At 60.3% G+C, this 13,334-nt stretch carries 11 protein-coding genes; 1 reads left to right on the top strand and 10 read right to left on the bottom strand.

The window, feature by feature from the left end; translation table 11 throughout:
• Nucleotides 1–2 precede the first annotated feature (2 nt).
• The 10 genes from A3714_RS04620 to ndk all read right to left on the bottom strand — a co-directional run bounded on the left by A3714_RS04620 (nucleotide 3) and on the right by ndk (nucleotide 11,460).
• The gene (locus tag A3714_RS04620; protein ID WP_231867825.1) at nucleotides 3–2,084 is read right to left on the bottom strand and encodes a TonB-dependent siderophore receptor; all 2,082 of its coding nucleotides are present in this window, start codon (nucleotides 2,082–2,084) and stop codon (nucleotides 3–5) included.
• A 74-nt stretch (nucleotides 2,085–2,158) separates the two neighbouring features.
• Nucleotides 2,159–3,565: a ribosome biogenesis GTPase Der gene (gene der / locus A3714_RS04625; RefSeq protein WP_063509321.1), complete on the bottom strand. Its 1,407-nt coding sequence runs from the start codon at nucleotides 3,563–3,565 to the stop codon at nucleotides 2,159–2,161.
• A gap of 128 nt (nucleotides 3,566–3,693) precedes the next feature.
• Entirely contained in the window at nucleotides 3,694–4,833 is a 1,140-nt protein-coding gene (gene bamB / locus A3714_RS04630; RefSeq protein WP_062817384.1) for an outer membrane protein assembly factor BamB, read from the bottom strand.
• Nucleotides 4,833–5,474: a tetratricopeptide repeat protein gene (locus tag A3714_RS04635; protein WP_062817385.1), complete on the bottom strand. Its 642-nt coding sequence runs from the start codon at nucleotides 5,472–5,474 to the stop codon at nucleotides 4,833–4,835. Before A3714_RS04635 ends, bamB begins: the two co-directional genes overlap by 1 nt.
• A 177-nt stretch (nucleotides 5,475–5,651) precedes the next feature.
• Nucleotides 5,652–6,920 carry a histidine--tRNA ligase gene (gene hisS, locus A3714_RS04640; RefSeq protein WP_082844742.1) on the bottom strand — a complete coding sequence of 423 codons (1,269 nt, stop codon included), beginning with the start codon at nucleotides 6,918–6,920 and terminating at the stop codon, nucleotides 5,652–5,654.
• Between the two features lie 51 nt (nucleotides 6,921–6,971).
• On the bottom strand, nucleotides 6,972–8,090 hold the full coding sequence (gene ispG, locus A3714_RS04645; protein WP_062817386.1) for a flavodoxin-dependent (E)-4-hydroxy-3-methylbut-2-enyl-diphosphate synthase: 1,119 nt from the start codon (nucleotides 8,088–8,090) through the stop codon (nucleotides 6,972–6,974).
• Between the two features lie 20 nt (nucleotides 8,091–8,110).
• Nucleotides 8,111–9,025, bottom strand: a complete 915-nt coding sequence (locus A3714_RS04650; protein WP_062817387.1) for a RodZ domain-containing protein — start codon at nucleotides 9,023–9,025, stop codon at nucleotides 8,111–8,113.
• Nucleotides 9,022–9,804, bottom strand: a complete 783-nt coding sequence (pilW, locus tag A3714_RS04655; RefSeq protein WP_062817388.1) for a type IV pilus biogenesis/stability protein PilW — start codon at nucleotides 9,802–9,804, stop codon at nucleotides 9,022–9,024. The genes A3714_RS04650 and pilW overlap by 4 nt, the downstream gene beginning before the upstream one ends.
• Complete coding sequence (rlmN, locus tag A3714_RS04660; RefSeq protein WP_062817389.1) at nucleotides 9,801–10,946, bottom strand: 23S rRNA (adenine(2503)-C(2))-methyltransferase RlmN; 1,146 nt, start codon at nucleotides 10,944–10,946, stop codon at nucleotides 9,801–9,803. Before rlmN ends, pilW begins: the two co-directional genes overlap by 4 nt.
• An 82-nt stretch (nucleotides 10,947–11,028) precedes the next feature.
• Nucleotides 11,029–11,460, bottom strand: coding sequence for a nucleoside-diphosphate kinase (gene ndk / locus A3714_RS04665; RefSeq protein WP_062817390.1), 432 nt, complete (start codon nucleotides 11,458–11,460; stop codon nucleotides 11,029–11,031).
• 309 nt (nucleotides 11,461–11,769) lie between these two features.
• Here ndk and sufB point away from each other — a divergent pair, with 309 nt between their 5' ends.
• Nucleotides 11,770–13,209 (top strand): Fe-S cluster assembly protein SufB, encoded by a 1,440-nt coding sequence (sufB, locus tag A3714_RS04670; RefSeq protein WP_062817391.1) that lies wholly within the window; start codon nucleotides 11,770–11,772, stop codon nucleotides 13,207–13,209.
• The last annotated feature ends 125 nt before the right edge of the window (nucleotides 13,210–13,334 follow it).

A 13,334-nucleotide genomic window follows, 5' to 3' on the forward strand; every position in this document is an offset into this window, starting at 1 on the left:
CCCTAGATCCTCACCGCCAGTCCCAACCAGAAACGGTCTTCCTGATAACGGTTTTCCTGGAAGACCACGGGCTGCTTGTTCAGAGCATGCTGAACGACCCCTTTCCATTCCAGCTCCGTGCCGCCTACGCGATGCCGCAAACGCACCTGCAGGTCCACACGCTCGAACACATTGTCGTTGTAGTCGTTGGCGAGATAATAGGCGCTGGACAGGCCCCAGTTGTCGCTCAACTGCCAGGCCCACAGGGCACTGGCACTATCCCGGGCAGCCAGACGTCCTTCTGTCTTCTTGTTGACGCGGGTATGGATGTGGGCCCCGGTCAGTCTCAGTAAATGGTTCACGCCCGGCCGCCAACTCAACTGGGCTTCGGTACCCTGATGGTCCACACGGCCTTCGTTATTGGGCTCGAACTCGAAGGGGTTGAGGGCATGGCTGAGCAGGTCGGTGAGTGCTTCCTGGAAATAGCGCACATCCAGCTCCAGGCCGGAGAACTGCCCATAGTATCCCAGCTCCCAGGAGCGAATGCGCTCCGGCTTGAGCGTGCCAGGGCTGGTCTGGGTGATAAAGAAATTGGCCGGGGACCAGCCCAGCAGGGCTTCCGTATTGGCCGCAAAAGGCGGCGACAGCTCGCGGGCCCGAATATTGGTCCGCGCCTGGTCCTCATAAATATCCGGGGTGCGCAGGGCCTTGGAAAATACATAGCGGAAACTGTGGCCCGGCGCGGCTCGCCAGTTCAGCCCCAGGCGGGGGCTGAAATGCTGCCCGGAAATGCGATCCCGCTCCCAATAGCCGCCCAGATTCAGGGTCAGCGGACGAAGCAGATCCACTGCCAGGTTACCGAAAGCGCGGTAGCTGACGTTGTCGTAGGTGCCGGACAGATAGCTGTCGGAGCTCACCCGGTCATGGCGCAAATTCAGGCCGCTGACCAACCGCACCCGGTCGCCCATCTGCAGGGTATCCTGGATTTCCAGGTCATAGCGTTCTTCCTCGATATCCAGCGCACTGCCGGCACAGAAAGGTGCATTGGCTGCCTGCAAGGTCGCGTAGCGGTTGGCGAAATCCGGATCCGTCTGGGCCGCCGCAAAGGTGGCCCCCACATCCCGATCATTTTCCAGATACAGCTCGCGCAGCTCCCGGGAAAACAGCACACCCCCGCCCGGCCCGAACTGGCCGGTGAGCGGATCCCGGTAGCACACGGAAAAATCGGTCACATCCCGGGTGTACTGGCCATAGCTGGTCACTTGCAACTGGTGGGACTGATTGAAGGTGTGTTGCCACTGCACGGAGGCAAAGGTGCGCTGGCCCTGTTGCACCGGGTCCTGCTGGTAGCTGCCGAGATCCTGCACCCCCGCTTCCTGCTGGCGCTCCAGCCGGCTCTGGCTGCCGCCGGCCTGCAGGATCAGGGTATTCTGGCCATCCAGTTCATGAACCCATTCCCCATTGAGGGTTTCAATCCGCTTGGCGTCGTTGAGCTCGCGGCCTTCAAAGGGTTCGTCGTAACCGTCATCGGCGCGGCGGGACAGGGACGCCCGCCAGGCACCGCTGTCCGTGCGGCCGGCGGCGGAGGCATAGCCATCACGGATGCCGTTATTGCCGCCCTGTATCGCCAGGGTGTGTTTGCTGATATCACGGGGATCGCGGGTAATGATGTTGATGACCGCGGTAAAGGCGTTGGCACCATAGGCGGCGGCGGCGGGCCCACGGGTGACTTCGATGCGCTCCACATCACGGATATCCACCGGCATGTCATTCCAGTTCACCCGTGCCAGGCCGGGCTGATACTGGCTACGGCCATCCAGCAGCACCAGCATGCGGCGTGAGTCCCGGGCCTGGGTACCGTGGTAGGCCACCGTGGGCACGTTGCCATCCACTTTGACGGCTGACATGCCCGGCACCAGCCGCAGCACCTCATAAAGCTCACGGGCGCCGCTGGCTTCGATCAGATTACGGTCAATGACGGTGACGCTGGCAGGCGCCTCGGACTGGGGCTGGCTGAGACGGGCGGGGGTCAGCACCATGGCCGGGGCATCCGCCAGTGGCATCATGGGCTCCATGGCCTGCACGCTCTGCCCACAGGCCACCACCAGCAAACCTTGCCCCCAATGTTTGCCCCACGATCCCCGACGTTTGATGCGACCCCCTTCCCCGTGCTGCGGGGTTACTTCTTGAAGCGCTTTATCATGCGCTTGCGTTTGTGCACCTGGCGATCCGTCAGTACGTTCTTGCGCCCTTCAAAAGGATTGGAACCGGATTTGAATTCCAGCCGGATGGGCGTGCCGTCCAGTTTCAAGGCTTCCCGGAAACGGTTTTCCAGAAAACGCTTGTAGCTGATTGGCAACGATTCGGTACGGTTGCCGTGCAGGATGATGGTGGGCGGATTGTTGCCGCCCAGATGCGCATAACGAAGCTTGGCACGGAAGCGGCCATTACGCGGCGGCGGATGGCCGGCGGTAATGCTTTCCATGATCCGCGTCATCTCGTTGGTACCCACCTTGATAAAGGCGGAATCCCAGGCTTTTTCGATCATGCCCCACAGATCGCCCACCCCGGTACCGTGCAGGGCGGAGATAAACTTGATCTTTACCCAGGGGGCGAATTCCAGGCGCCGTCCCAGCTCCACGCGCACCCGTTCCTTGTGGTCCGCATCCAGCCCATCCCATTTGTTTACGGCGATCATCAGGGCACGGCCACTATCGAGCACATAACCCAGCAGGTGCAGATCCTGGTCGGTGATGCCTTCACGGGCATCGATCACCAGCACCACCACCTGGGCCGCGTCCACCGCCTGCAGGGCCTTGATCACGGAGAACTTTTCCACCATTTCGGCGACCTTGCCACGGCGCCTTACCCCGGCGGTATCGATCAGGGTATAGGCCTTGTCCATGCGCTCGAAGGGGATCTCGATGGAATCCCGGGTGGTGCCGGCGTGATCGAAGACCACCACACGCTCTTCCCCCAGCATGCGGTTGATCAGGGTGGACTTGCCCACATTGGGCCGGCCCAGCACGGCCACACGAATGCTGCCGTCGTTGGTATCCACCGGTTCGCCCTGTTCATCGTAATAGGGCTCCAGGTCCGGAAAGGCCGCCAGCACGGTTTCGATCATGCTGCGCACACCCCGGCCATGGGCAGCTGCGATGGGCAACACCTCATTGAGGCCGAGGGTATAGAAATAGGCCATGGCCGTATCCGGGTCGATGCCATCGGTCTTGTTCACCACCAGATAGGTGGGCTTGGGCAGCTTGCGCAGCTCCATGGCGATCTGCTCATCGGCGGCGGTCAGACCGGCCCGGCCATCCACCAGGAACAACACCAGGTCCGCCTCTCCCACCGCCATCAATGACTGCTCTGTCATGGGCGCATCAATGCCATCATCGTTCTCGCCGATACCGCCGGTGTCCACCACGGTGTACAGGTAGTCCCCCAGTCTGCCGTCACCGTATTTGCGGTCACGGGTCAGGCCCGGGTAATCCGCTACCAGGGCGTCACGGGTTCGGGTGAGTCGGTTGAACAGGGTGGATTTGCCCACATTGGGCCGCCCCACCAGGGCGATGACCGGTTTCATAGATGTCTCTGCAAGGATGTCTGGGCGCTATGGTAACGCAATTCGGTGGTAGAGGCGGAGAGAAGAAAATCAGGAAAACAGGGGAAGGCACAGAGGGAGCGGCCACTGCGCCGCTCCCTCTGTAAAGATTAACGTTCTTTCAGTTGGTACGCGGCCAGTTTGCCATCATAGCTGAGCACGTAGAGCACACCGTCGTAGCTGACCGCGGTGCCGGCAAAGCCATCACGATCATGACGTTTGCGGGCGACGAGGCTGCCGTCATCCACATCCAGCCAGTGCAGGTAGCCCTCGAAATCGCCAACCGCCAGGTGGTTGCCTTGCACAGAGGTCCCGGTAAGACGGCGACCATAGAGCTTGTCTTGCTTCCACAGAACGCTGCCACTGCGCATATCCACTGCGCGCACCACGCCCTTGTCGTCTGCCACGAACAGGCTGCCATTGCGGGTGCTGATGGTCTGGGCGCTGGACATTTCCTTGTCCCAGTACGGACGACCGTTTTCCTGGTCGACCACGGCGACCTTGCCCTGGAAGGTCACCGCGAACACACCGCCGCCTTCCACGATCAGGTTACCGTCCACATCCACCAGACGATCCAGTTCGGAACGCCCGGTGGGCTCGGCAATACGCTGTTCCCAGAGGGGAACGCCATTTTCCAGATCCAGCGCCGCCAGCTTGGCATTGGCGAAGCCGGCATAGACTTTGCCGTTGTCCAGGGTAGGCTGCGCCAGGCCGCGTAACGTCAGGGTCGGCACAGGGGTTTCATAGTCCCAGATCTGTTCCCCGGTCTCGGCATCCAGGCCATTTACATGGCCGTCCTGGGTCTGGAAAACCGCAATGCTGCCATCGCTGGTCGGGATGGCCAGGGCCTCACCGGATAACCGGGTGCGCCAGAGGGTCTCACCGGTTTCCATGGACAGGGCCACTGCCATGCCTTCACGGGTACCGTAAAGCACCATGCCGTAACCGGCATAAAAACCACCGGCAATGCGGTCTTCGGTCTTCACCCGCCACTGGCGCTTGCCCTCGTCACGGCTGACCGCATAGACGTTGCCGAACACATCGCCGGCAAAGACCTGCTGTTCGGTCACCGCCGGGCGCAGGGACAGCTGGCTGTCTTCCACCCCGTCACCCACACCTTCTTTCCAGAGCCGCTTGACCTTGTAAGTGGCCTCGAAGTCCGGCAGGTCATTGGGTTCAATGGCATTGGGGTTGGAGCTACAGCCGGCCAGCACCAGGCCGGCCAGCACGATGGGGAAGAGAAATTTCATCAGGAAGCGCTTTTCAAGTCGTCCAGTTTCATCTGCACACGGTCTTTTTCACCACCGTCCTGCAGGACATCCAGGGCCTGCGCATACAGATCACGGGCCTGCTCTGCCTCGCCCTGAGCCTTGGCCAGATCCCCTCTCAGCTCCAGCGCCATGCCATTGAAGGCGTCCGGGAAACGCCCGGAAAGCTGGGCATCGGCCTTGTCCCAGGCCTGCTGTTGCAGAAACACCCGCGCCAGACGCAGGCTGGCGGTGTAACTCAGCGCATCGGTGGCACCGTCATCCGCCACTGGCTGGAGCAAACTCACCGCCGTATCGTAATCGCCGTCCTGTACGGCCAGGCTGGCCTTGGCAAGACGCGCATAATCCGCATAAGCACTGCTGCCGAAATCCTCAATCAGCAGGTCTGCCTTGTCATTGATCACCGCCTTGTCCATGGGATTGGCAGACAGGGCTTCCAGCATGACCTGGTATTCGGTGGAAGCCTCGGCCGCCTGCTCACCCTGGTGGCCCTGCCACTGGCGCCAGCCGATCAGTGCCGCCACCGCCAGCACCACGGTGATGACTGCCGCAGTCCCGTTTTCCTGCCACCAGGCCTTGATGCGTTCAACCTGCTCTTCTTCGTCGCGGATGTAATCGACCACCCTGCTCTCCTTTCGTTTTTATTGCCGGGAAGCATTCTTCCCGGCGCTTGGGTATTGCGTTTACCCGGCATTGCCATTCACGCCGGCGAGGAACACGTTTCACACGGCGACACGATCAGCGCCGTCGCTGTTCCTGTGTGATCGCGTCATGACGTTTGCCGCCTGCCGCAAATCGTTTTATTCCAGAAATGATATCAGCGCGTTGGTGACATCGCCCTGGGCGACCTGTTTCTGTTCGGCCTGCCCGCGTAACGGCTTCACCGTGACCACACCGCTGGCCAGTTCATCTTCACCCATGATCAGGGCGACGGCAGCACCGCTGCGGTCCGCCTTTTTCATCTGGCTCTTGAAGCTTCCACCGCCGCAATGCAGCTGGATGCCGCGACCGGGCAAAGCATCGCGCAACTGTTCAGCCAGGGCCATGGTCGGTGCCAACACATCGCCCATGGCCATCACATAGACGTCCACAGGGGCAGACAGTTCCGGCTTTTCCTGCTCAATCAACAGAATCAGCCGTTCCACGCCCATGGCAAAGCCTACACCGGGGGTGGGTTTGCCGCCCAGTTGTTCCACCAGACCATCGTAACGGCCGCCGGCACACACGGTGCCCTGGGCGCCCAGCGCATCGGTGGTCCACTCGAACACGGTCTTGCCGTAATAATCCAGACCGCGCACCAGATAGGGGTTCACTTTATAAGCAATGCCGTTGGCATCCAGCAAGGCTTTCAGGCCGTCAAAGTGCTCGCGGGCATCGGCGTTGAGGTATTCCGCCAGCTGCGGCGCATCCTGGAGCACTTCGCGGGTACCCGGGTCCTTGCTGTCCAGTACGCGCAGGGGGCTGCGCTCCAGACGCTTCTGGGAGTCTTCATCCAGACGGTCGAAATGGGTCTTCAGGTATTCCACCAGGGCATCGCGATAGCGGGCACGGTCTTCACTGTCGCCCAGGGAATTGAGCTCCAGGGTGACCTTGTCTGCCAGGCCCAGGGCTTTCCAGAGTCGGGCGGTGAGCAGGATCACTTCGGCATCGATATCCGGGCCGCCAATGCCGAACACTTCCACACCGATCTGGTGAAACTGGCGGTAGCGGCCAGCCTGGGGGCGCTCGTGGCGGAACATGGGGCCGGTATACCAGAGGCGCTGGGTCTGGTTATACAACAGACCATGCTGCTCGCAGGCACGCACGCAGCTGGCGGTTCCTTCCGGGCGCAGGGTCAGGCTGTCGCCGTTGCGGTCCTCGAAGGTGTACATCTCTTTTTCGACGATATCGGTGACTTCACCGATGCTGCGCTTGAACAGGTCGGTCTGCTCGACCACCGGCATGCGGATTTCCTGGTAGCCGTAGCTGGCCAGCACGCCGCGCACCCTGTCTTCCAGCCACTGCCAAAGACCGGTCTGTTCCGGCAGGATGTCGTTCATCCCGCGGATGGAGGTAATCTTCTTGCTCACTGAATGTCCTTGGTAAAAAAGTCGGACGTCCGACTCGCGACGTCCGACTTGTTATTCGCTTCTGGCAATAATGCCTTTGGCTTCGTCTTCGCGCTGTTTCTTCACCTTGGCCCGCACCATGCGCTCCAGTTCATCGACCAGATTCTCCGCGGTCACATGGTGGCTTTTCTTTCCGTCTTCATAGGACAGGTTGTTGGGCGTGCCGCCGGTGAGGCCCACATCCGCTTCCCGGGCTTCGCCGGGGCCATTCACCAGGCAGCCAATGACAGCCAGATCCACGGACTCATTGATGTCCTCCAGGCGGGCTTCCAGCTCGTTGACGGTCTTGATCACGTCGAAGTTCTGCCGGGAACAGCTGGGGCAGGCGATGATATTCACGCCTTTCTTGCGCAGGTTCAGACTTTTCAGAATATCAAAACCGACCCGCACTTCTTCCACCGGGTCGGCGGCCAGGGAAATGCGGATGGTATCGCCGATCCCTTCCATGAGCAGTGCGCCCAGCGCCACGGCGGATTTCACCGTGCCGGAACGGAAGGTCCCCGCTTCGGTGACACCCAGGTGCAGGGGCTGCTCCAGCTGGGCAGACAACTTGCGGTAGGCCTGCAGGGTCATGAAGACATTGGAGGCCTTCACACTGACCTTGAAGTCCTGAAAATCATAGCGGTCGAGAATGTCCGCATGGCGCATGGCGGATTCCACCAGGGCATCGGACGTGGGCTCGCCGTATTTACGTTGCAACTCCTTTTCCAGGGAGCCGGCGTTGACGCCGATACGGATCGGCAATCCCTTGTCCTTGGCGCACTGAATCACTGCCTTGATGCGGTCCTCGCGCCCGATGTTGCCCGGATTGATACGCAGGCAATCCACGCCCCGTTCTGCCACGGCCAGAGCAATCTTGTAGTCGTAGTGAATATCCGCCACCAGCGGCACATCCACCTGCTGGCGAATCTTTCCGAACGCCTCGGCAGCCTCCATGCTGGGCACCGATACCCGCACGATATCCACACCGGCATCCTGCAAGCGGCGGATTTGGCCAACCGTGGCGTCCACATCGCAGGTTTCAGTGTTGGTCATGCTTTGCACGGAGATGGGGGCATCGCCGCCCACCGGGACATTGCCAACAAAGATCTGACGGGTCTTGCGGCGCTGGATTTTGACTTCCGGTTCCATGGTGTTTCTGCCCTCGCGAATCAGGGAATGGAGACTCGCACAACTGTACCGGGGGAATTCGTCGGTAAGGTGACAACCTCACCGTTGAGGATCAATTCATCAACGGCACCGGCATCACCCAGGGTCAGGCTGAACGGCCCTTTGCCATCCAGCTGCAAAGAGGTGCCGCCCTGCTGCTCACCCTGGCGAAGGGTGCGGCCGGTGGCGTCCTTGACGCTGATCCAGCAGTTGCCGGAGAAAGCCATCAACAGGCGGTCCAGGCCGTTTTCGGCCAGCATGCTCGGGGCCGGTTCGTCGCTGCTTTCGACTCGGTCCGCACTGTCTGCACTCTCTACGCCTTCGCCGTCTACCGCAGCCCCGGTCTCTTCAGGCTGGTCGTCGTTGGCGGTATCGTCAAGGGATTGAGGGGCGAGCGGGTCACCGGCGCCCTGCTCCGGGGCCGGCTCCTGCTCACTGGAAAAAGGGCCAGTTTCGCCGCCGACCTCTTCATCGGCCGGAACAGACGCACGCTCTTCCGGTGTATTCATGCCAGAGTTGGACAATGGCGCCAGCGCTTCCTCTTCCGGCCACAGCCAGATCAACAACGCCACCACGACCAACAGCGCCACCACCGCCAACAACGGCTTGCGCCACACGGACGGCGGCGGGGCCATCTTGGGCAGATCCAGCGGCTTGTCGAAGGCATCATCGTTCACCATCTGCTGGAAGGTATTGGCGATTTCATCCGCCGGCAGTCCCAACAGCTTGGCGTAATTTTTCAGATACCCTTTAACGAAGGTTGCTTCGGGCAGACGCTCGTAATCATCGGCCTCCAGAGCCACCAGGTAACTCTGGGAAAGGTGCATGCGCTTTGCCGCTTCGGCAGGGGTCCAGCCCAGTGCCTCACGGGCTTTGCGACAACGTTCACCCGGTAGCACGACCATGTTATCGCTCATTTCCCGCTCTCCTGAGAGGCTTTCCAATTCTGCCACTCGCGGTATTCCGCTGAGCGACGATAGATATTTTCCAGTGCCAGCTCATAGCTGGACTGTTGATCCGCGTACCCCAGATCGCTGGCAAGGCGAATGCCCAGCCATAGTGACCGGGCACTCTGGCGGCCACTGCGCTGCAGATACTGCTGGTAATAATCCCAACCCAGACGCATACGGTCCTGCCGGAAATACAGCTCCGCCAGTTCCAGATTCGGCATCACGGCCCGGGGGTCGAGGCGAATGGCTTTCACAAACGCCTTTTGTGCCGCCTCGTCATTACCGAGCTGGCGGTAACAGCGGCCTATATTCGACCAGGCACTGCCGCGGCCCTGGTAGGACGGGTCGTTCGCGGCGCGCTTGAACTTTTCCAGCGCTTCCTGATAAGCGCCCCGGCTGTACAGCATGGTGCCGTAGTTGTTCAGCGCCGGCGCGTAATCACGATCTGCCCGCAAAGCTTTTTTGTAGTGGAATTCTTCCCGCTCCGGGTCATTCTCGTATTTGTAGAGCAGAGCCATGGCATTGTGCGCCACGGCGCTGTCATCTTTATGCTCAAGAGCCCGGGAGAAATGACGACGGGCCTCGGCAGGATCGCCTTGCTGCAGGTACTGCAGCCCGGCCGCCACGCGGCTGCTCACCGCATCATCCAGATTGACTTCCCGTTGCCCCGATTCCACCGTGACACACCCGGTGGCCAACAGGCCTGCGATCAGCAGACCTGGAAAAACCCGAAAAAAACGTCTCATTGCGCTTGCGCTGTGTTGTTATCGGTTTGTTCGGAGCGATGAAAAATGGATTGCTTCCAGCGCTCACTGCGCCGGGTCCGATCTTGCACCTGCCCCACCAGCTGACCACAGGCGGCATCGATATCGTCACCGCGCGTTGTCCTTACGGTGGTCAGCAATCCATTGTCATTCAGGTACTTATGAAATTCCAGAATATCGCTTTTCCGTGACCGTTCGTAACCGGCATGGGGAAAAGGATTGAACGGGATCAGGTTGACCTTCACCGGAATACCGTTAAGCAGCTTGACCAGCTGACGGGCGTGTTCCGGTTTGTCATTCACATCACGCAGCATCACATATTCCATGGTAATGGTGTTGTGACGGTGGGTGATGTTGTCGCTGTAACGCTTGCAGGCCGCCATCAATTCTTTCAGCGGGTACTTGCGATTCAGCGGCACCAATTCGTTGCGCAGCTCGTCATTGGGTGCATGCAGGCTGACGGCCAGCGACACATCCAGATCCTGGCTGAGCTGGTCCATCCTCGGAATATGGCCGGAGGTGGACAGGGTAATGCGCTTCTTGCCGATACCGTAACCCAGGTCATCTTTCATGATGCGCATGGCGGTAAGCACATTGTCATAATTGAGCATGGGCTCGCCCATGCCCATCATCACCACATTGGTGATGGGGTGTTCGCCGAGATTGCGACGGGGACCGAAGGCACGGCTGGCCTGCCATACCTGGCCGATGATCTCGGCGCTGGTCATATCGCGTTGGAAACCCTGCTTGCCCGTGGAGCAGAAGCTGCAGTCCACGGCACAGCCCACCTGGGACGACACACACAAGGTGCCACGGCGACCATCAGGAATAAAAACGGTCTCAACAGAACCACCACCGCTCAGTTCGAACACCCATTTGCGGGTGCCATCGCGGCTGATGCTCTCATGGGCGACCTCCGGGCCACGGATTTCCGCCACCTCGGACAGTTTCTGGCGCAATGCCTTGCCCACATCGGTCATTTGCTCGAAGGAATCCGCCTGATGGTGGTGGATCCATTTGAGTACCTGCTGGGCACGAAACTTCTTCTCGCCCATCGCCAGGAAGAATTCTTCCATTTGCGGACGGGAAAGACCGAGCAGATTGACCTTCTGTTGGGTTGTCATTGCATTCTCCAGTAGGAAACCGGGTTTCCTTTAAACGCCAACCACGGCCAGAGGCCGTGGCTGGAGGTGCTCACTCGCTATCTTAGCGGGTGCGCGGGCAGAGTTCTTCGTCAGCGAAGAAGTAAGCCACTTCACGGGCAGCAGACTCGGTGGAGTCAGAGCCGTGTACCGCGTTCTCGTCAATGGTCTGAGCGAAATCGGCACGGATGGTTCCGGCTTCCGCATCCTTGGGGTTGGTAGCACCCATCAGGTCACGGTTCTTGGTCACGGCGTCTTCGCCTTCCAGAACCTGCACGATCACCGGACCGCTGGTCATGAAGGACACCAGATCCTTGAAGAAGGGGCGTTCCTTGTGCTCGGCGTAGAAACCACCGGCCTGTTCGTCGCTCAGGTGTACCATTTTCATGGCAACCACTTTCAGATCAGCCTTCTCGAAACGGGATACGATGTCGCCAATTACGTTCTTGGCCACGGCATCAGGCTTGATGATAGAGAGGGTGCGCTCAACAGCCATCAGTCAGTTCACTCCAGAATTTACGTTAAATGGTCCCCGGGAACCCAAAACAAGCTCCCCCAGGCAGAGAAGGGGCAATCCGGCACCTTGCGGACGCAAAGACCACTGCCACCCCTTTGGAACCGGCGGATTATACGCAAGCAGGGTGAATTATGATACCGTTGCCGCCCCCGCCACGGGCCTGCCGCCCTGCCACCACCGGGAGCCGGCCGAAAGCCCGTTTCTCCCCGGCCAGTGGTCGACAGCGCTCACGAATGGCGTATAATACCTGACTAAATTACTCTGGTATTCAACATCAGGCCCTGACCTATGAGCCAAGCTGAACTGGACAAACTGATCCGCTCCAACTACGAGGCCGGTTTCACCACCACGGTGGACACCGAAACCCTGCCCCCGGGGCTGAGCGAGGAAGTCATCCGTTTCCTGTCCGCCAAGAAGGAAGAGCCGGAATGGATGCTCGAATGGCGCCTGGACAGCTACCGCAAGTGGCAGGAAATGCCCTCCCCGGGCTGGGCCCATCTGCACCACGACCCTATCGACTTCAACAAGGTGTCCTACTATTCCAAGCCCAAGAGCCTGGATGACGCCCCGAAGAGTCTGGACGAAGTGGACCCGGAACTGCTGGCCACCTATGAAAAACTGGGCATTCCCCTGCACGAGCAGGAAATGCTCGCCGGCGTTGCCGTGGATGTGGTGTTCGACTCCTCCTCCGTATTCACCACCTTCAAAGAGAAGCTGTGGGAAGCGGGCGTGATCTTCTGCTCCATTTCCGAGGCCATCCAGAACCATCCGGAACTGATCCAGAAATACCTGGGTTCCGTGGTGCCCCAGGGCGATAACTTCTATGCCGCCCTGAACAGCGCCGTGTTTTCCGATGGCTCCTTCGTCTACATCCCCAAGGGCGTGCGTTGCCCCATGGAGCTGTCCACCTACTTCCGTATCAACGAGGCCAACACCGGCCAGTTCGAGCGCACCCTGATCATCGCCGACGAAGGCAGCTATGTAAGCTACCTGGAAGGCTGCACCGCGCCCCAGCGGGACGAAAACCAGCTGCACGCGGCCGTGGTGGAGCTGGTGGCCCTGCCCGGCGCGGAGATCAAGTACTCCACGGTGCAGAACTGGTACCCGGGCGACGAAAACGGCAAGGGTGGCATCTACAACTTCGTCACCAAGCGCGGCGTGGCCCACGAAAACAGCAAGATCAGCTGGACCCAGGTAGAGACCGGCTCCGCCATCACCTGGAAGTACCCCTCCGTGATCCTGCGTGGCGACAACAGCATCGGTGAATTCTACTCCGTGGCCCTGACCCGCCACATGCAGCAGGCGGACACCGGCACCAAGATGATCCACCTGGGCAAGAACACCAAGAGCACCATTATTTCCAAGGGCATCTCCGCCGGTCGCAGCAGCAACAGCTACCGCGGCCTGGTGCGGATCAGCCCCCGGGCGGAAAACGCCCGCAACTTCACCCAGTGCGACTCCCTGTTGCTGGGCGACACCTGCGGCGCGCACACCTTCCCGTACATCGAGTCGAAAAACCCCTCGGCCACCATTGAGCACGAGGCCACCACCTCCAAGGTGAGTGACGACCAGATGTTCCTGTGCCGCCAGCGCGGTATCGACCCGGAAAAAGCGGTCTCCATGATCGTGAACGGCTTCTGTAAAGAGGTATTCAAGGAACTGCCCATGGAGTTCGCCGTGGAAGCGGGCAAGTTGCTGGAAGTGAGCCTGGAAGGGGCCGTGGGCTAAGCCCCTGCCCTGAAAACAACATTGTAGGAGCCATGCTCGCATGGCGAACCATCGCGACCCCTTCGCCATGCACGCATGGCTCCTACAACACCCTGATTAACCGGGGCTGTAACCCAGCCCAACCG

The organism is Alcanivorax sp. HI0007 (assembly GCF_001635525.1).
GTDB lineage: Bacteria > Pseudomonadota > Gammaproteobacteria > Pseudomonadales > Alcanivoracaceae > Alcanivorax.

Coding starts and splice junctions, on each gene's coding strand:
- der (WP_063509321.1), bottom strand. CDS start 3,565: ATGAAACCGGTCATCGCCCTGGTGGGGCGGCCCAATGTGGGCAAATCC.
- bamB (WP_062817384.1), bottom strand. CDS start 4,833: ATGAAATTTCTCTTCCCCATCGTGCTGGCCGGCCTGGTGCTGGCCGGC.
- ispG (WP_062817386.1), bottom strand. CDS start 8,090: ATGGAACCGGAAGTCAAAATCCAGCGCCGCAAGACCCGTCAGATCTTT.
- A3714_RS04650 (WP_062817387.1), bottom strand. CDS start 9,025: ATGAGCGATAACATGGTCGTGCTACCGGGTGAACGTTGTCGCAAAGCC.
- pilW (WP_062817388.1), bottom strand. CDS start 9,804: ATGAGACGTTTTTTTCGGGTTTTTCCAGGTCTGCTGATCGCAGGCCTG.
- rlmN (WP_062817389.1), bottom strand. CDS start 10,946: ATGACAACCCAACAGAAGGTCAATCTGCTCGGTCTTTCCCGTCCGCAA.
- ndk (WP_062817390.1), bottom strand. CDS start 11,460: ATGGCTGTTGAGCGCACCCTCTCTATCATCAAGCCTGATGCCGTGGCC.
- sufB (WP_062817391.1), top strand. CDS start 11,770: ATGAGCCAAGCTGAACTGGACAAACTGATCCGCTCCAACTACGAGGCC.